The sequence below is a fragment of the Prevotella sp. oral taxon 376 genome, assembly GCF_003043945.1.
GTDB lineage: Bacteria > Bacteroidota > Bacteroidia > Bacteroidales > Bacteroidaceae > Prevotella.
On the sequence record NZ_PYXG01000001.1, the window covers coordinates 1,892,678 to 1,915,509 of the forward strand.

21 protein-coding genes are annotated in these 22,832 nt (G+C 48.3%); 13 read left to right on the forward strand and 8 right to left on the reverse strand.

Features of this window, described 5'->3' with window-relative positions; all coding sequences use genetic code 11:
* On the forward strand, positions 1–3,225 hold the full coding sequence (gene carB / locus C7120_RS08290) for a carbamoyl-phosphate synthase (glutamine-hydrolyzing) large subunit (RefSeq protein ID WP_107621140.1): 3,225 nt from the start codon (positions 1–3) through the stop codon (positions 3,223–3,225).
* A gap of 145 nt (positions 3,226–3,370) precedes the next feature.
* On the opposite strand, the gene C7120_RS14035 is transcribed toward carB, so the two are convergent.
* Positions 3,371–3,535, reverse strand: a complete 165-nt coding sequence (locus C7120_RS14035; RefSeq protein WP_199220676.1) for a hypothetical protein — start codon at positions 3,533–3,535, stop codon at positions 3,371–3,373.
* A gap of 276 nt (positions 3,536–3,811) precedes the next feature.
* Here C7120_RS14035 and mtaB point away from each other — a divergent pair, with 276 nt between their 5' ends.
* From mtaB to C7120_RS08325, 7 genes are all read left to right on the forward strand, one after another.
* A complete protein-coding gene (gene mtaB / locus C7120_RS08295; RefSeq protein WP_107621141.1) occupies positions 3,812–5,155 on the forward strand; it encodes a tRNA (N(6)-L-threonylcarbamoyladenosine(37)-C(2))-methylthiotransferase MtaB in 1,344 nt (447 codons plus the stop codon).
* Positions 5,152–6,174, forward strand: coding sequence for a glycosyltransferase family 2 protein (locus C7120_RS08300; RefSeq protein ID WP_107621142.1), 1,023 nt, complete (start codon positions 5,152–5,154; stop codon positions 6,172–6,174). The genes mtaB and C7120_RS08300 overlap by 4 nt, the downstream gene beginning before the upstream one ends.
* 83 nt (positions 6,175–6,257) lie before the next feature.
* Entirely contained in the window at positions 6,258–6,707 is a 450-nt protein-coding gene (locus tag C7120_RS08305; RefSeq protein WP_107621143.1) for a copper resistance protein NlpE N-terminal domain-containing protein, read from the forward strand.
* Positions 6,708–6,937: 230 nt separating this feature from the next.
* Positions 6,938–7,315, forward strand: coding sequence for a hypothetical protein (locus tag C7120_RS13780; RefSeq protein WP_146154226.1), 378 nt, complete (start codon positions 6,938–6,940; stop codon positions 7,313–7,315).
* 148 nt (positions 7,316–7,463) lie between these two features.
* On the forward strand, positions 7,464–7,919 hold the full coding sequence (locus C7120_RS08315; RefSeq protein WP_107621145.1) for a transposase: 456 nt from the start codon (positions 7,464–7,466) through the stop codon (positions 7,917–7,919).
* Positions 7,920–8,291: 372 nt separating this feature from the next.
* Entirely contained in the window at positions 8,292–8,774 is a 483-nt protein-coding gene (locus C7120_RS08320; RefSeq protein ID WP_107621146.1) for a hypothetical protein, read from the forward strand.
* Between the two features lie 20 nt (positions 8,775–8,794).
* Entirely contained in the window at positions 8,795–9,169 is a 375-nt protein-coding gene (locus C7120_RS08325) for a VOC family protein (RefSeq protein WP_107621147.1), read from the forward strand.
* A 141-nt stretch (positions 9,170–9,310) separates the two neighbouring features.
* Here C7120_RS08325 and C7120_RS08330 read toward each other — a convergent pair whose 3' ends face one another.
* On the reverse strand, positions 9,311–9,964 hold the full coding sequence (locus C7120_RS08330; protein WP_107621148.1) for an NAD(P)-dependent oxidoreductase: 654 nt from the start codon (positions 9,962–9,964) through the stop codon (positions 9,311–9,313).
* Positions 9,965–10,182: 218 nt separating this feature from the next.
* On the opposite strand from C7120_RS08330, the gene C7120_RS08335 reads away from it, so the two are divergent.
* Positions 10,183–10,542 (forward strand): helix-turn-helix domain-containing protein, encoded by a 360-nt coding sequence (locus C7120_RS08335; protein ID WP_107621448.1) that lies wholly within the window; start codon positions 10,183–10,185, stop codon positions 10,540–10,542.
* 8 nt (positions 10,543–10,550) lie between these two features.
* On the opposite strand, the gene C7120_RS08340 is transcribed toward C7120_RS08335, so the two are convergent.
* From C7120_RS08340 to C7120_RS08350, 3 genes are all read right to left on the reverse strand, one after another.
* Complete coding sequence (locus tag C7120_RS08340) at positions 10,551–11,630, reverse strand: lactonase family protein (protein WP_107621149.1); 1,080 nt, start codon at positions 11,628–11,630, stop codon at positions 10,551–10,553.
* Positions 11,631–11,695: 65 nt separating this feature from the next.
* A complete protein-coding gene (locus tag C7120_RS08345; protein ID WP_107621150.1) occupies positions 11,696–12,340 on the reverse strand; it encodes a CatA-like O-acetyltransferase in 645 nt (214 codons plus the stop codon).
* 4 nt (positions 12,341–12,344) lie between these two features.
* Positions 12,345–13,520 (reverse strand): esterase, encoded by a 1,176-nt coding sequence (locus C7120_RS08350; RefSeq protein ID WP_107621151.1) that lies wholly within the window; start codon positions 13,518–13,520, stop codon positions 12,345–12,347.
* Positions 13,521–13,735: 215 nt separating this feature from the next.
* Here C7120_RS08350 and C7120_RS08355 point away from each other — a divergent pair, with 215 nt between their 5' ends.
* The 4 genes from C7120_RS08355 to C7120_RS08370 all read left to right on the forward strand — a co-directional run bounded on the left by C7120_RS08355 (position 13,736) and on the right by C7120_RS08370 (position 18,047).
* Positions 13,736–14,710 (forward strand): hypothetical protein, encoded by a 975-nt coding sequence (locus C7120_RS08355; RefSeq protein ID WP_233247048.1) that lies wholly within the window; start codon positions 13,736–13,738, stop codon positions 14,708–14,710.
* A 432-nt stretch (positions 14,711–15,142) separates the two neighbouring features.
* A complete protein-coding gene (locus C7120_RS08360; protein ID WP_107621153.1) occupies positions 15,143–16,372 on the forward strand; it encodes a site-specific integrase in 1,230 nt (409 codons plus the stop codon).
* 11 nt (positions 16,373–16,383) lie between these two features.
* A complete protein-coding gene (locus tag C7120_RS08365; protein ID WP_107621154.1) occupies positions 16,384–17,646 on the forward strand; it encodes a site-specific integrase in 1,263 nt (420 codons plus the stop codon).
* Positions 17,643–18,047: a hypothetical protein gene (locus tag C7120_RS08370; RefSeq protein ID WP_107621155.1), complete on the forward strand. Its 405-nt coding sequence runs from the start codon at positions 17,643–17,645 to the stop codon at positions 18,045–18,047. The genes C7120_RS08365 and C7120_RS08370 overlap by 4 nt, the downstream gene beginning before the upstream one ends.
* Positions 18,048–18,243: 196 nt before the next feature.
* Here C7120_RS08370 and C7120_RS08375 read toward each other — a convergent pair whose 3' ends face one another.
* From C7120_RS08375 to C7120_RS08385, 3 genes are read right to left on the reverse strand one after another with little or no spacing between them, the layout of a single operon-like run.
* Complete coding sequence (locus C7120_RS08375) at positions 18,244–19,551, reverse strand: DUF1302 family protein (RefSeq protein WP_107621156.1); 1,308 nt, start codon at positions 19,549–19,551, stop codon at positions 18,244–18,246.
* A gap of 1 nt (position 19,552) precedes the next feature.
* The gene (locus tag C7120_RS08380; protein ID WP_004367589.1) at positions 19,553–20,332 is read right to left on the reverse strand and encodes an outer membrane lipoprotein-sorting protein; all 780 of its coding nucleotides are present in this window, start codon (positions 20,330–20,332) and stop codon (positions 19,553–19,555) included.
* Positions 20,333–20,343: 11 nt separating this feature from the next.
* Positions 20,344–22,761, reverse strand: a complete 2,418-nt coding sequence (locus C7120_RS08385; RefSeq protein WP_107621157.1) for an RND family transporter — start codon at positions 22,759–22,761, stop codon at positions 20,344–20,346.
* Between the last annotated feature and the right edge of the window lie 71 nt (positions 22,762–22,832).

A 22,832-nucleotide genomic window follows, 5' to 3' on the forward strand; every position in this document is an offset into this window, starting at 1 on the left:
ATGAAGGACGAAAATATAAAGAAGGTATTATTGCTTGGTTCGGGAGCATTGAAGATTGGGGAAGCTGGAGAGTTCGATTATTCTGGCTCACAGGCTTTGAAAGCTTTGAGAGAAGAAGGCGTGGTTACCGTACTCATTAATCCGAACATTGCTACTGTGCAGACTTCCGAAGGTGTTGCCGACCAGATATATTTCTTGCCGGTACAGCCATATTTCGTTGAAAAGGTTATCGAGAAGGAAAGGCCGGATGGGATATTGCTTAGTTTTGGAGGGCAGACAGCTCTTAATTGTGGAGTGGAACTCTATAAGAGCGGTGTACTCCAGAAATATAATGTACAAGTTCTGGGTACTCCTGTTCAAGCCATAATAGATACAGAAGACCGAGAGCTTTTCATAAAAAGACTGGATGAGATAGAGGTGAAAACCATCAGCAGTGAGGCTTGTGAGAGCATTGAGCAAACTCGTAAGGCGGCCTCAGATTTGGGTTATCCTGTTATTATCCGTGCCGCTTATGCCTTGGGTGGACTTGGTAGTGGATTTGCGGACAATGAAGACGACCTCAATAAGCTTGCCGAGAAAGCATTTTCATTCTCACCGCAAGTTCTTGTGGAGAAAAGCCTAAAGGGTTGGAAAGAGATCGAATATGAGGTTGTGCGGGATAGATATGACAATTGTATTACGGTATGTAATATGGAAAATTTCGATCCGCTTGGCATTCATACAGGCGAGTCGATAGTCGTAGCTCCGTCTCAGACGCTAAGCAACAGTGAATATCATAAGCTGCGTGCGTTGTCTATCAAGATTATCCGCCACATTGGGATTGTAGGCGAATGCAATGTGCAGTATGCTTTTGACCCCAAGAGTGAGGATTACCGTGTCATAGAGGTGAATGCCCGTCTGAGTCGTTCTTCTGCATTGGCATCGAAAGCCACGGGTTATCCATTGGCTTTTGTGGCGGCAAAGCTTGGCATGGGGTATGGCCTTTTTGAATTGAAGAATTCCGTAACAAAGACAACGAGCGCATTCTTTGAACCAGCTCTCGATTATGTTGTGTGCAAGATTCCGCGGTGGGATCTTTCCAAGTTTCGCGGCGTAGACAAGGAGTTGGGCTCAAGCATGAAATCCGTGGGAGAAGTGATGGCTATTGGTCGCACTTTTGAGGAGGCCATACAGAAGGGGCTCCGTATGATAGGACAGGGCATGCATGGCTTCGTTGAGAACAAGGAACTTGAAATAGATGATATCGATGCAGCCTTACAAGAACCTACGGATAAGCGTGTCTTCGTGATTTCCAAGGCAATGCATAGAGGTTATACGGTTGACCAGATACATGATTTGACCAAGATAGACAAGTGGTTTCTTGAAAAGCTGAAGCGAATAATCGATATCGATGAGACCTTGAAGAGGTGTAATATCAATACGCTTGGCAAGGAACTGTTGTGCAAAGCAAAGGTTTATGGGTTCACGGATTTCCAGATAGCTCGTGCCGTAGGGTTGGAACATGAGATCGGAAACATGCACAAGGCAGCTTTGGTTGTTCGTAATTTGCGCAAGAACTATGCTATTTTGCCAGTCGTAAAGCAGATTGATACACTTGCCGCGGAGTATCCTGCACAGACCAACTATCTCTATGTTACCTATTCTGGCGTGCTCTCAGACTTAGAGTTTTATAATGACAAACGCTCGGTCATCGTTTTGGGATCGGGAGCTTATCGCATCGGGAGTTCTGTTGAGTTTGATTGGTGTGGAGTTCAGGCTTTGAGTACGATACGCAAAGAAGGTTATCGCTCTATCATGATCAACTATAATCCCGAGACGGTATCTACTGATTATGATATGTGCGACCGTCTCTATTTCGACGAACTCACCTTCGAGCGTGTCATGGATATTATTGAATTGGAGATTCCGCATGGTGTAATTATATCTACAGGGGGGCAGATTCCTAACAATCTGGCATTGTGGCTTGATGCTGCAAATGTTCCTATTTTGGGTACGGCCGCCAGGGATATAGACAAGGCAGAAGACCGGGCAAAGTTCTCTGCCATGCTTACCGATCGTGGAATCAATCAACCGGAGTGGAGTGCCTTGATGAACATGGAAGATATTGATAAGTTTGTCCATCGGGTGGGCTTCCCGGTTTTGGTGCGCCCGTCCTATGTACTCTCGGGCGCGGCTATGAATGTTTGCTCCAATGAAGATGAACTGCATCGTTTCTTGCAGCTTGCAGCTAATGTAAGTGAAGATCATCCCGTCGTGGTGTCGAAGTTTATCGAGAATGCGAAGGAAATAGAAATGGATGCCGTTGCGCGGAATGGAGAAGTCCTTGCGTATGCAATTAGCGAGCATATTGAGTTTGCGGGAGTGCATTCAGGCGATGCGACGATTCAGTTTCCACCGCAGAAGATCTATGTGGAAACAGTAAGGCGCATCAAGCGAGTGAGTCGTGAGATAGCTTCCGCCCTCCATATCAACGGACCTTTTAATATTCAGTTTATGGCCCGTGAGAATGATATCCTGGTGATAGAGTGTAACTTGCGAGCGTCTCGTTCATTCCCGTTTGTGAGCAAAGTGCTCAAGCTGAACCTCATTGAGCTTGCCACAAAGGTGATGTTAGGGATTCCTGTAGCGAAGCCAAACAAGAATCTTTTCGACCTCGATTATGTGGGAATCAAGGCAAGCCAGTTCTCTTTTAACCGCTTACAGAAGGCGGATCCGGTCTTAGGAGTAGACATGAGTTCTACAGGTGAGGTCGGATGTCTTGGTGATGATACGAATCAAGCGTTGTTGAAGGCTATGTTGAGTGTAGGACATCGCATACCTAAGCACACAATACTTCTCTCTACGGGTGGGGCAAAGCAAAAGGCAGAGATGCTGGATGCCGCACGCAGGCTTAAGGGCCAAGGATATGAACTTTATGCTACGGGAGGAACATCAAAGTATCTTGCTGAGAATGGAGTGGAGAATACCCGTGTTTATTGGCCTTCCGACGAAGGTTTAGAGCCGCAGGCACTAATCTTGATGCATGAGCATAAGATTGATATGGTGGTAAATATACCGAAGGACCTTACGCCGCATGAGTTGACCAATGGTTACAAGATTCGTCGTGCGGCCATAGATTTGAATATTCCATTGATTACCAATAGCCGTCTGGCTGGTGCTTTTATCAATGCCTTTTGTACTTTGAGACCTGAAGACATTGATATCAAGGCTTGGGGAGAATACTAAAGATTTTGTGGCTTCATACCCAATACCCCTTGAATGAGCTGCTCATTCAAGGGGTATTGGGTTTGCGAATGTTGGATAGTGGCAAACGAAAAACCGCTCAAGGCTTAGCCCCGAGCGGTCGTTTCTCTCATTTTTCAGTTCGAGTTTACTCTGCAACGGCTGCGGTATCAACAGCTGCGCTATCAGCAACAGTTGTATCAACTACTGCGGTATCAGAATCAGCTGTCTCAGTAGGAGCAGCAGTTTTGTTACCACAAGATGCGAAAGAGATAGCTGCGATAGCTACGAACATTAAAACCAATTTCTTCATTTTCTTTGCTTTTTAATCTGTAAAACAACTATTATGTTTATTAAAACGATGCAAAGGTAATTATTTTTTTTATACGGCGTTCATTTTTTTGCGACTTTTTTCTCGGCTCTTTGTAACTTTTTTGTAACTAATTGATTATCAAAAGATTCAAAACTGCTAACAAAAGTTAAACTTTCTGCGCTCGTAAACAAAAGCTTGAATTTCCTAAAAATCTACTCCCTGCATGTTGGCATATCTAATCTTTTTACTACCTTTGCATCTATAATTAAATAAGGTATGATAGACTCGTCTGCGTTTCAAGGAAAAACGGCAGCTTACTATACATTGGGATGCAAGCTCAATTTCTCGGAGACATCCACATTTGGCAAAATGCTCTCGGATATGGGGGTGCATGCGGTTGGCAAAGGGGAAAGGGCAGATATATGCTTGATCAACACATGCTCGGTAACAGAAGTTGCTGATCGCAAGTGCCGGCAGGCCATCCGGCGGATGGTCAAGGAAAATCCGGGAGCATTTGTTGTCGTAACAGGGTGCTATGCGCAGTTGGAATCAGGCAAGCTTGCCGCAATCGATGGTGTAGATCTGGTCCTTGGAAGTAATGAGAAGGCAAACCTGATACAGTATCTTTCCGATGCCTGGACTTCGGGAAAGCGCGACAATGGGCATCTTCATCGTTTTCACTCCGTGAAGACCAAGGACATCCAGACTTTTCAGCCCTCTTGCTCTCGTGGAAACAGAACCCGTTATTTCCTGAAGGTTCAGGATGGGTGCAGTTATTTCTGTACTTACTGCACGATACCCTATGCGCGGGGTTTCTCGCGAAATCCATCTATCGCGTCTTTGGTGGAGCAGACTGAACAGGCCGCCCGGGAGGGTGGAAAGGAAGTGGTTCTTACGGGTGTGAACATCGGCGACTTCGGCAAGACCACGCATGAAAGCTTTGTAGATCTCGTAAAAGCGTTGGACAAGGTTGAGGGCATCGAGCGTTTTCGTATCTCCAGTTTGGAACCAGACCTGCTGGACGACGAGTTGATAGACTACTGTGCCCATAGCCGTGCTTTCATGCCGCACTTTCATATACCCTTGCAGAGTGGGTCGAACCATGTCCTGAAGCTCATGCATCGCCGTTATGACGCGGCGTTGTTTGCGCATAAGATTCACTTGATCAGACAGCTGATGCCCGACGCTTTCATAGGAGTCGATGTCATGGTAGGATGCAGGGGTGAGCATCAGGAGCACTTCGAGGAGTGTTATGAGTTTCTGAAAGGATTGGATGTAACCCAGTTGCATGTGTTTCCATATTCTGAGCGGCCGGGCACATCGGCCCTCTCCATCCCCTATGTGGTCAGTGATCAAGACAAGAAAATGCGCTCACATCGCCTTCTCGAATTGAGCGATGAGAAAACGCATGCTTTCTATGCCGCCCATATCGGCCAGGAGGCGGAGGTGCTTTTTGAGAAAGCGTCAAGAGGAAAAGCCATGCACGGTTTTACGAAAAACTATATCCGCGTGGAACTGCCACCGCGAGAAGCTCGTGGGGAATTCGATAATCAGTTGGTTACGGTGCGTCTTGGGGACTTCAATCACGACAGGACGGCCTTGAAAGTGCTATTGCAATGAAAGTGGCAATCGTTATATTGAATTGGAACGGGCAGAAGATGCTGGCCGGATATCTTGCCACCGTGCTCGAGTATTCTCGTGATGAGGCCACGGTTATCGTGGCGGACAATGCTTCTACAGACGGTTCCATGAATTTCTTGAGGGAGCATTTCCCCGAAGTGCCGACGATTCAGCTTGATCAAAACTATGGTTTTGCCGAGGGTTATAACAAGGCGCTCGCCCAAGTGGAGGCAGAGTATTATCTGCTTCTGAATTCAGATATAGAGGTTACCCACCATTGGCTGACCCCACTTCTGGAGTTTATGGACAGCCATCCCGAGGTTGCCGCATGCCAGCCCAAGCTTCTCTCCATGGACGACAGAGATCGTTTTGAGTATGCCGGAGCAAGCGGAGGGTTCCTTGACAGGCTGGGCTATCCGTTCTGTCGAGGCCGTGTTTTCGATACCGTAGAACCTGATGATGGGCAATATAATTATTGCACGGAGATCATGTGGGCCACCGGAGCCTGTCTGCTGATTCGCGGCAAGGATTACTGGAGTGTCGGGGGACTGGACGGAAGATTCTTCGCCCATAACGAGGAGATAGATCTCTGTTGGCGTCTGCGCCTTTTGGGCCGGAAGATTTATTGCGTTCCGGAGAGTGAGGTTTACCATGTCGGAGGGGGAACATTGCCTAAGGGAAACCCGATGAAGACATTCCTGAACTTTCGCAACAATCTTACGATGCTTTACAAGAACCTTCCCGATGCAGACCTTCACCCCGTGATGCGCTGGCGCTGGTTCCTGGATTATCTGGCAGCCTTCGAGACGCTTGTCGTGAATCGTAATTTCTCTGACTTCAAGGCCATATTCAAGGCAAGGCGGGCGTTCAAGAGATGGTTGCCCGACTTTAAGGCTGACAGGGAGCGCATTCAGCAAACCAAGGTGTCGGGAGATATTCAGGACCGAAAGCCTTACAGCATTCTCTGGCAATATTATTGGAAGAAACACAGGAGGTTTTCTGATTTGGATACCCAATGAAGCCTGATTTCCGGGTGGTCTATGCAATATTCCCGGACGGGAACGGTTATATATGAGTAATTAAATTCAATTAAGACAGACAAATGAAAAAAGTGATTTTATTCGCAGTAGCTTGTGCATTGCTCGCTGCGTGTGGAAATGGAAAGACCGCGGGAAATGCGGAGGGTGTTGATTCTTTGGACTCTGTGGCCGCAGATTCGGCTGTTTATACAGGTGTGCTTCCTGCCGCTGATGTTTTCGGCATCCGCTATCGCCTTGCCGTAGCACAGGATTCGACAAATGGATTCAGCCTTGCGGAAGAATATCTGAAGTCTGAAAACGAGGTCGGCGCGACCTTTTCCTACACGGGAACGGCCGAAATTTTGAAGGGTAAGGGCGAGCCGGGGAAAACCTACTATATGCTGAAGACAGGAGACAAGGACAATGTTTACAACTTCCTCGTGCTCAACGATTCCACCTTGCGCATGGTTTCTGACGACCTGAAGGAGGCTGCTGGCACTGCCTTGAACTATGATTTGAAACTCCAGAAGTAAGTTTGGAGATACAGGCCCATTATCGCCTGAGGCATGGATAATTGCCCGGAAGAATGGCGATAACCCATGCCTGTCGGGAAGAAAGCGGCAAAGAGAATGACAAAATCGGCGAGATTGTGGGACGAAATCGCCGAAATTGAGCGACGAATTCGCCGATTTTGTCATTCTCTTTGCTGTCATTTATCCCGCCTGCGGTCATCCGCGTTCGTTTGTATGGCAGGTGGAATCCAATGGATTTAGTATTCATGAAGAAGATTGCGTTCCTACTTTTCATTCTTGTCGGTTGTTCTGAACCCCACGGGACGATTCGGCCGCACGACCTCTATGGCGACTGGCAGAGCGTGAGCCGTCGCCCGCTGAACATGTCGGCGACGCTTTCCTTTACCGATTCCGATGCCTGTTACGACCCGGCCATAGGCGACACGATCCTGTGCTTTCAGTCTTTCAAGGTCGTAGGCGATACCCTCGTGCTCGACTATCAGGGCGTCCGCACCTATCGTTGCCTCCTCCGGGAGCTGCACGACAGCGTTCTGGTGATTCAGGGACTTCCCTGGCGTGAGCGTCCTGAGAAGTTTATCCGTGTGCCAGTCCATTCTCCCATGGATTGACCGCACGGCCTCTTCTATGGCGATAAAGGCTGAAAGCCTGACAATATACAGACGGAGGTGGAGCGAAGCGGAACCTCCGTGAAAGAAACCAACAGGATAGGAACTCTGAAAGAGTGGAATTTTTATCTCCTGAATATGACAAACAGCCATGGCCGGCACGCTAACTAAAATCGACATCCACCTTATTTTTCATGTAAGTAGCACGAGCATTACAGTCCGTCCGGATGATCTCCCCACCTTGTCTCGTTACATTGCCGGCATCATCCGACATCTGGATGGGATACCCATTGAAATTGGAGGCATGCCCGATCACCTCCATGTCTTGACCTCGTTGCCGAAGACCATGAGTTTGTCGAATTTCGTTCGTTCCATCAAAGCCAACAGCAGCCGATGGCTTCGGCGGGCAGATATCCGTTATGCGGCTTTCTCTTGGCAAAGGGGATATGGTGCCTTTTCTGTCAGTCCGTCTGTTCTGGAGCGGACGGCCCTGTATATCCGCAATCAGTCTCGCCACCACCAGAAGCGTTCTTTCCGTGAAGAATACAAGGCTTTCCTGAGCGCTTATGGGGTAGAGTATGACAAATTGTTTGCCTTTTCGGATTAGGTGTTTTTGAGTATTGGGTTCCCCCATCGTTCCCGATGAGCTTTTCCACCCCTTCGGGGTTCATCTTTTTATTACCGTTTGAGCAGGGGTTCCGCTTTGCTCCACCACCTGTCTGCGCGTTTTCAGGCCTTCGGCCTTTTGGGTGCAGGCGCTCGAAAATACAAGAGCTGATGTAGGCCGTTTGGCATGTTTTTATTATTTTTGTAGCCATAAGTAGTGAATGATGAAAACAGCGGCACATGAAATCGAAAAATACAGCCCTGATGGATACGACGCGGGGGATGCCTATCGTCGGGAGGAATCGACCTTGATGTCCGACATTAGAAAATAAATGCTATATTTGCAGTGATAATAACTAAAATTGGAGGTAATATGAAAAAGCAGTCATTGCCATTGTGGGCGATTCTCCTCTGTCTTGCCCTCACGGCTTGCAAGGAAAACTATTCCAACGGAGAGAAAGTGGGGAACCTTGTGGAGTTTACCCGGAAGGGCGTAATCTGGGACTCATGGGAAGGGCGGTTAAACCTAACGCAGACGGGTATGAATACGAGTGGTGAGCCTTTCAGCTTTTCTTTCGACCGCGACCGGCATGATCAGGACTCACTCATTGCCCTGATGAAGCAGGCTCAAATAGAAGGATGGAAGTTGAAAATCAGGTATCATGAGGTATGGGGACTCAAGAATGTCTTGCAAAATCGCGGCGAGACGGATTACTTCGTGGATGATGTCCGTGTGCTTGACAGGAACTTTGCCAATCCCCTGAAGCATGTTTCGCCGGGGCGGACGCAGGCTCGGGTGGTCGACACGGTGTATGTGGTGATTGATAAAAGCGAAATCCGGAACCGGAAAAAATGATTTCCCCTTGAAGCATTGATATGAAAATTCATCATATTGACCATTTGGTCATTACCACGCAGAACCTTAATCGCTGTCTTGCGTTCTATGTGGGCGTGCTCGGAATGGAGCATCGGGAGCGGCAGGGGCACCATAGTCTCCATTTCGGGGACTGTAAGATCAGCGTCCATACACGAAAGGGGGAGTATCTGCCGGCGGCTGGAAACCCTCAGTATGGCAGTCAGGACTTCTGCTTGATAGTCGATGATATAGAGGCGGCAAGGGCAGAATTGGAAAGCCGGGAATATCCCATAGAGGCGGGAATCGTCGTGCGTAATGGGGCTGAAGGCGAGATTCGGAGCCTGTATCTCTATGATCCCGACGGCAATCTGGTGGAGTTAAGCCAGTACGAATAGGTTTGGTTTACTGTTGAAAAGCAGGCTTCATTTCCTGTAAAGCATGAAAAATCTGAAGGTCGGGGTGCTTAGCCCTTTTCCTTCAGATATTAGATAAGCGTCGGAGCTTTGACAAACTGTCTGTGTGTTCCTGCTAAATTCTTAGTATCCAATCGTAAAGCGTTCCTTGTGATGCTCGCTTTTCTCGAGCTCGTCGACCATTGCGACGGCGTAGTCCTGCACGCTGATGTGGCTCGTTCCGGTCTTCGCGTCGATAATCAGGTCGTCCTTTCCTAAGCGGAATTGCCCTGTGCGCTCGCCCTTCTCGTCGAAAGCACCCGCGGGAGAGAAGAATACCCAGTCGATGTCTTGCTCATTTGCTAAGGTGTTGAGGTAGAAGTCGCCGAGCGGACGAACGCCGTCCATGATCTCTGCGGGTATCGCCCCGGAGTCTACGACGCGAAGGCCGGGTTTGACAAAAAGTGTCCCCGCGCCGCCGACAATCAGCAGTCGACCGACACCAGACTTCTTGGCAGCCTCAAGAATCTTGGGGTAATTGCTCTCTATCAGCTTCTTAATATCCGGATTCGTCCAGCCAGGATTGTAGGCGGAGATGATAGCATCTTTGCCCGTCGCGAGTCTTGCGATAGCATCTACATTGGCTACATCCTCCTTGACGATCGTTAAATTCTCGTTTTGGGATAACTTTTCGGGGTTGCGTACAATGGCTGTAACCTTATGACCGCGGGCAATTAGCTCGTTCAGGATTGCTGAACCCACGAATCCTGTGGCTCCGATTAAGACGACATTCTTCATTTTTACTTCCTTTCTTTTTAATGAATTACTTTCTTTAACGCTGCAAAGATAGTCAATCTTTTTGGATTCCGCAAGAGGTTACGCTAAGGTAACGCTGTTACCAAAAGGTGGAAATTGGATGGTTGTTGGGACCTCCGGAATCAACTTTAACTATCATTAACTTCATGCATGTAGGTTATCTGGTATCTATTTTATACTTTTGCCTGAAACAGAATATGATGGTAGACGATACGATTCCTGGCGATTATTTGGCTTGCCCGATACGGCAGGTCATAAGCAAGTTTGGCGACAAGTGGTCTTTAGTGGTGCTTTATTCCATCTATAACGCACAAAACAGCGCCCTGCGATACCGTGATATCAAGAGCGCAATGTGGGATTGTTCGCCCAAGATGCTGTCGGCGACGCTGAAAAACCTCGAGCGGATAGGCCTCATCAGTCGCGTGGCTTATCCGGAGGTGCCGCCACGGGTGGAGTATTCCCTTACAGGACGGGGCAAAAGTCTAATGCCCAACATCCTTAGTTTGATAGACTGGGCCAAGCGGAACTTTGATATTACTCCCATAAGAGTAACCGAATAGCCGGGGCGTCATTTGGCAATCTTCACGCAGACGGGCTTCTTCAGTAGGATGTCCTGCCGGGTATTGGTGAGCGAGCCGCTCTCTGAATCGATGCTGTAGACCTCTATCACATTGCTGTCACGGCACGCGCACAAGAGGTATTTGCCATTCGGAGTAATGCAGAAGTTGCGTGGGTGGATGCCCGTGAGCTGATAGCCGACCTTAGTAAGCAAGCCATTTGCCGGATTAACCTTAAAGATAGAGATGCCATCAGCCTTCAGTCGGTTGCTCGAATAGAGGAATTTGCCGTCTGGAGAGAGGTGTATGTCGGCACCGCCCCTACCGTTTACGGAGTCGGAAGCTATGGTCTGGAGCCGTCTCAGCGTGCCATGCTCGTTGGAAAACACCGTTACCGTGCCCGAGAGTTCACTCATTACATAGACCGTCTTCTCGTCTTTTGAGAGTTCTATATGCCGTGGACCGGAGTTCTTTTCCAGCCTCCCGGCCACCCCTTCATGGCTTACTTCTTCCCCATTGGCTCTAAAGAGGAGCAGTTGGTCTGCGCTGAAGTCGGTGGCGAGGATGTGTCCGTCGCTCAAGAATCGTGCCATATGGATGTGTGCGGTGCGCTGCTGAGGCCGCTCGCCACCAAGATTTCCTTTGTGAACGGCCTTTGTGTCGCCAAGTTTTCCATCTTTCCCGATGGGAAAAACGCTCATGCTGCCTCCGGTATAGTTGGCAGTAAGGGCGATTCGTCCATTGGTCTCGGCATAACATGGGTCTTCACCGTGGGTTAGGGCGGTGTTCAAGAGCTTCATCTTGCCCGTCTTGGACTTGAAGCGGATGGCGTTCAGGGCCGCGGTCGTATCGTTGTTTTCGCTCACCGCATAGATGTAGCGGCCGTCTTTCGACAGGTTCAGGTAAGAGGGATTCTTGATTTCGAGTGAGTCGAGAAAGGAGGCTCTGCCATTCTCTTGATCAAAGGAAAGGCTATAGATGCCCCTGCTTCCGCTGTCGGTATAGGTGCCTACGAGGAGTCGGATTTCATCGCCGGCCCATGTTCCAATGGCTGCGAGACCGAGTAATAGGGTGAGTGCGATTCGTTTCATGAGGTGTTTATTTCTTTAAAATGTGGAAGAATTTCCGGCGAAGAGTGGGCCGCGGAGGCTCTATGCTATAAGTTCAGATAGCGTTGCGCCCTTTCAAGATAGTCGCTGAGGTGGCCTCCGTCCACGAAACAATGGTCTACATAGATTCCTATCGGCATCACCCGGCGTCCCTCGCGCCCGACCACCTTGCCCACATTCAGCAGCGGCCAGTCGCTGCCGAGGCCAGGTTTATGGAAAGTATAGGTGATGCTTGTGAAATAGAGCTCTGGTGTCGCGGAGATGTTGATGACGCCGGTTTCTCCCGTTTCTATAAGTTTTTTGTTCACCCCATAGGGATCGCCGTCCTCGGGAATGTTGCTGCTTATCTCCTTTACTTTATCATAGAAAGTGGCATAATCCTCTATATAGGGGATAAGCGCGGTATAGAAAGTCTTGCCGGGAACGGCTAAAGGAACTGTCGCTCCAATCTCGTCGAACCACGCTACACCTTCTCCGTCTGGCCGATAGCCGAATTCTTTCACCTCGTTGGCAGCCCGGAGCAAGGCATAGAGATATTTCATGAAAAACGAGGTATGGTTCGCCTTTGCCTCTTCAAAGGCTTTCGTGCAGTCCAATTCGGATGTAATGCTATACCAGCTATTGGTGAAATCGCTCATGAAACGCCAGTTGTCGCGGCGTTCCCAAGTTTCAATCTCGACTTTATGTTTCATGTTTTTAATCCTTGAATATCATGGAAGTAAATTCTTTTAGATAGATTCTCCAGTTCCGCCAGATGTGTCCACCGCCGGTTTCACGGTAGTAATATGGATAGCGGTGGGCATCGAGTTTTGCCCGCAGGTCCTTGTTGGCTTTGTAGAGGAAGTCCTTGTTGCCGATGGCGATATAATAGAGCGACGGCTTCTGGGCGAAGAGGGCCTTCAACTTGCCGTCCATATCTTGGTAGACAGGCGAGTCTGCCTTCGGATTCCTGATTGCCGCGGAGAAAAGACCTACATAGTTGAACCAGTCGGGGTGGTTTGCCGAGAGCCAGAAAGAATGGAAACCTCCCATGGAGAGCCCCGCTACGGCACGATGTTTCTTGTCAGCCTTTACCCGATAATGGCTCTCCACAAACCGGATGATGTCGCCAAACGAGCTCTCATAGCTGCCTTCCATGGTTCGCGGAAGGTTGAAGTTGGGCTGCTCCGGCAGCCCGGCCTTTTCGCCGGGAGCCGCCTCCTGCGAGATGTTTCCATTGGGCATTACCACCAGCATGGGCTTGGCCTTTCCCTGGGCGATGAGGTTGTCGAGAATCTGTGTCGCCCTCCCGAGCATCGGCCAGGCCTCCTCGTCGCCCCCCATGCCGTGAAGCAGATAGAGCACGGGATATTTCTGCTTGCTGTCTTCATAGCCGGCAGGGGTGTAGACGGTCATCCTTCGCTGGGCCCCGGCCTGCTGATACCACACCTTGCTCACCGTTCCGTGCCTGACATTGCCCACGATGTAGGGATTCGTTTCCGCGTCTCCGATGAGGAAGATGTCCATATTGGTGTTTACATCCCGTATCTTGAAGATGTTCTGCGGGTCGTTCACCCTGACGCCGTCGACCAGGAACCAATAGAAATACAGCTCCGGATCAAGGGCGGGCGTGGTGTAGCTCCACACGCCGAGGGAGTCTTTCCGCATCTTGACCGAGCCCTGGACTTCCTGCCCGTTGAGTGTCTGTGCAGGCACGCAATCGCCTGTTATCTGGACTTCCTTTGCCAGCGGGGCGAAGAGGCGGAAAGTTACGCTCTTGTCTGCATGTACTTGCGGGGAGACCACGGACTCCTTCGGACCGAACAGAGACTGCTGGGCGATTGATGGGCTGACAGCCATCATGATTATCAAGAGGAATAGATATTTTTTCATATGGTTTCGGGTCTTTAGAATATTACTCATGGCAAAGATAGTCATTTCAGTCGGAAACATCGAAGAAACCGGACATTTTTTCGAAGTGTTTATGATTTTTATATTTCCAAATAGCTGTCGCGTCTTTTGCCGTTTCTGATATTTTTCGTATCTTTGTCTGGTATAAAGACAAATCGTGGCTTGTGGTTTAAATGTTCAGACAGATGCAAAAAACAATGTTGTTGACAGTATTCCTGCTGTTTTCGTGGGGTGCCAGTGCCGAAGAAGGACTGGCCGATTCCGTCGCGCGTTGGACGGTTGCCCAGTCCGCTGCCTACTATCTGGCGCACGAAAGTCAGCGCAACGAGCTTCGCCCGTTGATCATGCGCCGGTATATGGCTTGTCAGGATACGATGAGCTATGGCCAGCTGCGCTCCTTGCGCCGTGTTTTCTGGAATACAGATTTGCGGGATTCGGTCAATGCCATGTATCTGGCGCGGCGTGAGGAACTGCTGCCGCAGATTCTGGCCGAGGCGCAGAGGCATTGCGAGGCAGAGTTGGATTCGCTGGAAATGCTCAAGACGCGTTGTAAACAGCTAATGGACAATATGATAGGGAAGAGCATCGAAGGGGCTTTCAAGGGATTGATGGGCGGATTTCTTCCTGACGGGAGGGAGGATGTGGAGAATCTGTATGGGGGTCATTGTGAGGCAAACATCCTGGTAAAGGATATCAAGGCATTTCTCAGTCCTCATATTTCCCGATTCGTAAGTCGTGCAAATGTGGCACGAAAGAGATATATTAACAGGATAGCTGGCTATTATGCCGCCTCGGGAAACTATCAGGTTCCACCTTTCGGATATGTCATCAAGCGCATGCCCGTTGATTGTCCGACAGATGATTTGATGCAGTTGGTGTCCTTGCAAGGCAGGGTTGACTGGCTCCACATCGGCATCACGCCCTCCGCCCTGGTCGTTCAGGGGACGGGTGTGTCGTTGCTTCGGGGGAAACCGTTGCTGACAGAGAGTCAGGCCAACAGGAACAACGACTCGCGCAAGCTGGCTCCAATCGTGAACCGTATCGCCGCGGCAACGGCTACGAACATTCGCGAGTCGGTCTATCAGACGGTGGATGCCGTATTCGCCACGGTTGCCCAAAAGATAAAAGACAGCCAGCAGGCATTCCGCGAGGTTGTGGCAAGTAAGTATTAGTTTGTTGGGAGGTCTGCCATCGGTTACTCGCCTCGGGATGGGGCATGGCGTTTCGAAGGATTACAAGCAGCGTGTAACGATGTTACAAACGGCGTGTAATCGCATTACAAGCCGTGTGTAATCAGTTTACAAGTTGCGTGTAACTAATCACTGAAAATGGAGAAATATCGATATTGATGTAAACTAACTGATAATGAGGAGGAAATGCTCTGATTTGCATAATACTGCTCTATTTGTAAAGGGCAGAAATATGCAGATTTAGGCAGAAGTTCAGTTACCAGAGTGTTACCTTGTTTTGATGTAGGTAACGATGGTGCAGTATTCGGTAACTGAATTATTTTCGCCCGTGTGGCTGTTGCTTTGGCCGGCAGTTTTCTGCGTATGTGAGGAACGCTTTAATTCGGGTAATTTTGCCCACAAATATTAAAGCGTATGAAAACAGAAAAGATGAAGGTGTTGCTCTACCTTAAAAAAAGCAGTTTGGACAAGTCGGGCAAGGCTCCGATTATGGGACGAATAACCATTGGGCGTTCCATTGCCCAATTTAGTTGTAAACTATCTTGTAATCCCGATTTGTGGAATCCCCGTGAGAGCAGGATGGATGGTAAGAGCTGCGATGCGGTGGAGATTAACGGGAAGTTGGAGAATTTGCTACTCTCCATTCAATCGGCTTATCAATCATTGATTGCCAAAGGTTGCCTATTTGACGCAACCGAAGTAAAAGAGCAGTTTCAAGGCAGCGTACAGGCGCGGTGTATGTTCATCGAAAGGCTGGATATGCTTATCAAGGAGAAAGAAAGCCACATCGGTATAGATATGAAGAGAGCATCTATGTCTGCCTATCGTCTCACCCGAAAACGATTGCAGGAGTTCATTCAAAAGAAATATAATGTTTCGGACTTGGCATTCTCGCAGCTGACAGAAAACTTCATCTACGAACTGCAGACATTCTGTCTCGGTGAACTCGGTTATCAGCAAAGCACATTCTTCAGAGTGGCAGCAGATTTGAAGACTGTCTGTAGGCTAGCTTATCGTGAGGGGCTGGCTGATACGCTTCTGTTTGATAATGTCCATATAGAACGGGGAGACAAGAAAACACCCAAGGCACTTGACAAGGAAGCATTGGACAAACTCAAAGCACTCCGCTTTGATGAATTGGAAGAGGAAATGGAAACTACTCGTGATGTGTTTCTCTTCGCCTGTTATACCGGTGCAGCCTATTGTGATTTGATGATGCTTGGTAAGAAGCATCTTGTTCGTGATGATAATGGTAGCCTTTGGTTAAAGTTCAACCGACAGAAGACGGGTGTGCTTTGTCGCATCAAATTATTGCCCGAAGCCATCCGACTAATCGAGAAAATGCACAGCGATGAAAGGGTAACATTGCTCCCATTCATTAAATATCCCGCTTATCAGTCTTGCCTGAAAGCCTTACGACTGCGGACAGGTATTTCTTTTCCCTTTACCACGCATACAGCAAGGCACACCTTTGCCACGCTTATCACCTTGGAACAGGGCGTACCGATTGAAACGGTGAGCAAGATGCTCGGACATACGAACGTATGTATGACCGAACGCTATGCAAAGGTAACACCGCAAAAACTCTTTGAGGAATTTGACCGTTTCCTTTCTTTCACCGAAGATTTACGTTTAACCATATAAAGACAGCCATTATGAGGAGTACATTTAAGATACTGTTTTACATCAACAGACAGAAAACAAAGACTGATGGTAAGACAGCCATTCTCTGCCGTATTACCATAGATGGGAAGAATTCCGCCATAACCACAGGAGAGGAATGCCTGCCGACAGAGTGGAACGCCAAACAAGGACAGACTACCGACAAAAGAATAAACAAAAGGCTTGCAGAGTTCAAAGAACTTGTAGAAAAGACTTATCGGGATTTACTGACGAGGGACGGAATGGTCAGCGTGGAGCTAATCAAGAACCGCTTGCAAGGTATTGCCACTCATCCGACAACGCTGCTTGCCATGAGCAAGGCTGAACTGCAATCCGTCAAAGAGTGCGTGGGAAAGTCAAAAGCAGAAAGTACGTACCAGAATCTTTGCTATTCCGACAAGCTGTTATGCGAGTTTGTCAAGGATAAAGGTGTAAAGGATATACCTGTAACCACCATTACGGAAGATTTGTTTGAAGAATACCGCTTTTATCTTAAAAAGCAAGGGTTGGCAGCTGCAACTATCAACCGCTATCTTTGCTGGCTAAGCAGGTTGATGTATCGTGCGGTCAGCCAAAGGCTCATTCGTTGCAATCCCTTTGAGAATACCAAGTACGAGAAAACGGAACAGAAGATACGCTTTCTGCAAAAGAACGATGTGGCCAAACTCATGGCTTTGAAAGTAAACGACAAGGAGGCTGAACAGGCAAGGCTGATGTTTGTCTTCGCTTGCTTTACCTGCTTGGCTGTTGCCGACATGGAGCATCTGCAATATGGACATATCCAAACGGCAGCGGGCGGACAGAAGTACATCCGTAAGGAACGGCAGAAGACAAAGGTGGAGTTTGTCGTGCCTTTGCATCCGATAGCCGAAGTCATCATCGAACATTGCAAGGCTGAACAGGAAAGAAATGGAGGAATGCAATCGGTGAAAGAAAAAGGTGAAACTGAAACAAGGACAGACAGCCTTGTCTTTCCCCGTGATTGCAGCCGAAGTGTGATTGCAGCCAAGCTAAGCATCGTAGGAAGAGCTTGCGGCATCAGAGAGCGGCTGTCCTACCACATGGCAAGGCATACGTTCGGCACGATGAGTTTGAGTGCCGGCATTCCCATAGAGAGCATTGCCAAGATGATGGGACACGCATCTATCGCCAGCACACAAATCTATGCGCAGGTAACCGATAATAAGATTTCGGAGGATATGGACAGACTGATTAGGAAATATCAAAAGGAGAAAGCAAAGAAGGAAGCGATATGAACGTCAATCACCATCAAGCAAAAAGAGACCGCAGTTATTTCGAATGGGGCGATAAATTGCAAATTGTCCGCAAAGGAAATGGCGATATAGCCATGACGGAGACTGAACTTGTAGATTTCTTCGGTGTAACATGGAGGAAGCTCAATTATCGTCTGCAGCTACTAATAAAAGTCTCTTTCCTGCATCCCGAAGAAAAGGACGCTGGTGAGGAAGAAGTTTTCGTAAACGGACAACTAAGAGGCTATGCGCCGCTTTATCCGCTTTCAATCATCATCGCTTTGTCTTATCAATTGGACAGTACGGAAGCCCACTTGTTCAGGAAATACATCTGTCAAGAGATAAAGCATCCTACACCTATGGTAGAACAGATATTCCTATATGGACGTGGCAGTATCAATTGATACACTTTTCTCTTTCACCGATATCAACCTACGACATAACTACAAAAGATATAAAATTGTGATAGAAAGAAAGTTAGAATGTAGTTAGAGAAAAACAAGCATTACAACCCTATGACTACATTCTACTTTTCTTCTTTACGTACCTTCACATGTTATTTTTATTTTGAGTATAGTCATTTCATGTATTAAAATGGAGTCAGAAACTGTACTTCATCTTCACCCACGCTTCGGAGTTCTTACCATACATGGCAAACTTGCCTTTGTTGGCATGGAAATAGTCGTAGCCGACGGTTAGTTCTATATCGTCATTGAGAGAATAGGAGGCGGAAAGGCGGTTGAAGATGCCGCCGCTTGCCACGTCGATGTAGGCAAAGGTGGAGAGTTTCAGCGTGTTGTGCAGCAGTTCCTTTGAGAGTCTTGCTGTGGCAAGTCCGGCATTGCGATAGACGGAGAGCGCTGCGAGATTGCCCGATGTGTATTTATGGCAATACTGCACGCTGATGTTCCAGTCGTTACCCGGATACCAGTCTACCCCTGCAAGGGCGTTGAGGGTGTTGCGCCGCACGGCATTCTGCCCCAAACCACTTCCTTGTGCCTCGCCTATGTACTCGGCGACTTCGGCGCGGAGGACAAACTGACCGACGGGCAATGAGCAGTCGGCACCCAACATCGTCATACGGCGGTACTGTCCGTTGATGTGGAGCGTCCTTCCATCGCCCGACAGGGCAGGGCAAAGGGCGGGCTGCTTGTTCCACGTCCGCAAGGCACTCACGGAGAAGTCTATTCCGCTGAGATTGACGCTTGCCCGTCCGCCAAACTCCATATTCTTGATTTTCTTCTCCGGCTTGCCGCTTTCCAAGTCGGTGGTGTAAGGCTGTGGTGCAGACGGCAGGCGTATCGCCCACGGATTGCGCTCGTCTGTCGACAACACGAAGAAGTCTGCCACAGGATTGCACACGGCTTCAAGGGTGACCGAACCTCTTGTGTATTTTGCACGCAGCCCGTTGACGGGCATGCGAATGTCGTCGTAGTCTTGTGCGAGAAACTCTGTATAGTCAAACGGCGACACGCAATCGGTAACGCGCAGTGCATCCGCCACGCCCCATACGACAATCTGCCGCCCCACGCGCAGGTCGAAGTTGCCCTTTGCATAAGAGAGATAAGCCTCGCGCAATTCCAGTCCTGTGCGTTCTTTCAATATTCCGTTGTAGGTGGCGTTCAGAGATAGGAAGAGCGAAGCCGCCCCTTTCTCGAGTTTGAGTTCTCCCCGCGCCCGAGTCCGCGAAGCCATCCAGTCGGCACGTCCCTCCGTCCTGACGGCATGGTAGGTGTCAAGAAAACCTTTCACCTGCACCTGCAAGGCATTATCGTCCGATGCTTCGACCGTTTCCTGTGGAGTGCATTCCGAACCGATGGTGTCGCTATCGGCCGGCAATGTATTATCGATTTGGGCCGCTGCCTGCACCGAGAGTATCGGCACAAGCAAGAGCATAAATAGTTTCATATCAGAGTCCTTTCTCCAGTTGGGAAACAGTGAAAAGGTTAGGCGATAGCTTTATGTTGAACTTCTGATTGTCCATACGGATAATGGTTTTGTGTCCCGTCTGTACATTCTCCATCTGCATAAGGTGCATCGTCCAGAAGCCCTGCACTTTATTTATGTTGGAAATCGTGAGCCTACGGTGCAGCTTGTTCAGCTTATCGTAGTATTCCGCCTTTACCGCCATCAGGCAGTCCTGCCGAACCCAGGTGACGCGGCGTGTGTAAATCTCATCCTTGTCGTTGGGTACCGACTCTACCACCCAACATTTTTGACCGCCCAACATTTCTTCGCGCAGAAGCGTATGCTTCTCTTCGTCCACGCTGCGGGCGCTCATATCGTTGTAGGTAAAGTCGCTGCCCATAAAGTAATCGGTTTTCGACGACTTCCCGCTGATGCGCCTCGTCTTTTTCATTGCCGGAAGATAGAGCCACTTGTCGTCCGTCTTGGCGGTATTGTCGTAGTCCCAAGTGAGGAATCCCGTACCCTTTACGTCGCCGGGATAGGTGAAGAACATGATTTTCTTCGTATCATTGCCTATGTCCATTGCCCACGATTCGAGTTTCCTCACACGCTTATGCCCGCTCTTCTGAATGAGCGTCATTTCGATGGTGGCATAACGTGTGTCGCCGTCTGCGCGGTTTCTTACTTTCTGCATGATGTCTCTGCCCGACAGCCCTGCTGCCTGCGCGCCGCACACCGCCAGTATGGAGATGAGCAGCAATGTGAAATGTTTTGTTTTCATATCGTTATATTTTATGGTGTTTTGTTATTACTAAGGAAGTTCCTTTGTCGTTCCTTGGGAAGTTCATTTACCGCTTCCGAGGAAGTTCGCTTATCATTCCCGAATACACGGAGATACTTGAACAGTATTGGAGTGAGGAAGAGGTCTGCCAGCAGTGCCGACACCATACCTGCCACTGCCAAGATGCCCCAATTGCGGATTTGTATGGCGTCTGAAAAGATAAATCCGGCAAATGTCGCCGAGATAATCGCTGTTGACATCACAATAGCCAGTCCTTCAGTCCTGAATGTCTTGTTGATTGCTTTTTGATAATCACCATAACGATCGTAAGCCACATGACTATGATTAATAAAGTGAATGGTGTCATCTACGGCAATACCCAAAATCATAGGGATGAGCGAAGCTGTCATCATGTCAAGCGGATAATCAAACCATCCCATCATACCTCCTACGATAATGGCTGGAGCTATATTTGGAATCATGCCCACAATGCCCACTTTCCAATTGCCGAAAATGAGGACAAGGATGACTCCAATGACAAGGACTGACAACAGCATAGACCACATTTGCCCACGTTCAACATATTGCTGCATGACGGTGAATTGAGGCAGATTGCCAACGACAGAAACATGTGCACCGGGGAAGAGCTTACGAGCTTCCGCTTGTATTGCCTCCATTTCCTGTTCTACCTGGTTTGAATTATAATACTTCATTTCTATTTGCAGTCTCAGCCGTTGATAGTCATAATCCATCCAATATTCCGACTCCGTTCCACCTGCGTTCTCATACAGCAGCAGTAGCTGTGCCACCATGTCTGCATTATCAGGAATCTTGTATTCTTCCGGAGCATTTCCGTTTAATGTGCAGTTCATGTCTTTCACAATGTCGGTAATGGAGCTATGTCGTTTTGTCAATCGATAACCGTCTGCGATGTTTGCCAGATAGTCGAGTTTTTTTAGGTTCTCCGGTTTCTTTGCATCATTCTCATGGGGCAGAGTTATCATAAGGTCATAGGCGTACATAGTCCCAAGTTCTGTATTGCAGAGATCCATAAACCGCTTGACATAGGGAATCTTCGTGCCCATGGTTTTCTCTATGTCGAACGCAGGTTCTATATAGAAAAGACCTATACCGCAAAATGCGGAGAACAAAACCGAGGAGATTATAATGGCTCGGTGTTTTCTCATGACGAAATTTCCGAATTGCTCAAAACGATTGCCTATATATCCTTCAAAGCTTTTCGACATATTGGCTGACGGAGTGCCGTCCTTGCCTAACGAAAGCACAACGGGGGTGACAAACAGACAGGTGACGAGTACAGATAAAAGACACAAAGAAGTATTGATACCTATGGCTTTCATCGGAACAATCTCCATTGACAGGAACGTCATCAGGGCAGCAATTGTTGTCAATCCCGACAGTAAGACGCCCCAGCCGGTCTCACCCATAGCCTCTGTAACGGAAATCTTACGCTTTCCTGTTTCCACAAACCGGGTTTTAAAGAAATTGTAGAGATGGATGTTGTAAGCGATAGAACAGGCAAAAGTCAGAATCACTGCAATCATGGCTGTGCTCATGTCGATATACAATCCTGTCCAGCCTATGATGCCGAATCCTATTATCAGAGCTAATACAGAAGTCACCAACGGCGATATTATACCTCGCAAAGAACGTGTGACAATGAGCATGACCACAATGGAGACGATGAATGCAAATAAGAATAAACGGCTCATCTCTTTTGTAAGGAATATGAATTTCTCATAACTCAAATAAGGCATGCCTGCAGCATTAGGTGATATATCCTTGTATTTCTCCTTGCTGATTATTTGCCCCGTCTCTTTGCCTGTCAGCATATCAGGTCCTATGTCGCTTGTCTTTTTCCACACGCTGTCCTCCGGGAATGGGCGCAACTTCACCATTATCCATGTCATGGTTCCGTCTTTTGATACCATCTTTCTTGCAAGGTAAGGTTTGCAGTATGCTTTCTCTTTGATTTTGTTCAAGGAGTGCACGTCAGAAGGAATCTCTTCCGGTACAATCTGCTCGATAGTCATGCCATCCTCCGTTCCTACCGTAAACTCAAGGTCGGTAATGGAGGTCACCTTATCGGCATACGACAGACTGTCTTTCAGTTCATTGCTCAATTCGCGAATCAGTTGCAGGCTATGCTGTGAGAATATGTCTTTGTTTTTGACAAGCACTGCCACATAGTAGTCATTGCCGAAGATTGATTTAAATTCATTGGTTTTAAGCAACATCGGGTCATTGCTTACGAAATATTCCTCGAAAGAGGTTCTCATTACTATCCTCTTCGTGCCAACGAACGAAAAGCCAATGAGTACGGCAAATACTCCTAAGACAACAAGGCGATGACGTAGTATCCATACCGCCAATCGTTGAAAGCCATTATTTATTTTCTCAATTTTCATAATATTTTATTGGTGTACGTTAAACAAATTATAGCGATGCATCGAGTCGTGCTCGCGGTCTTACTTTCGTT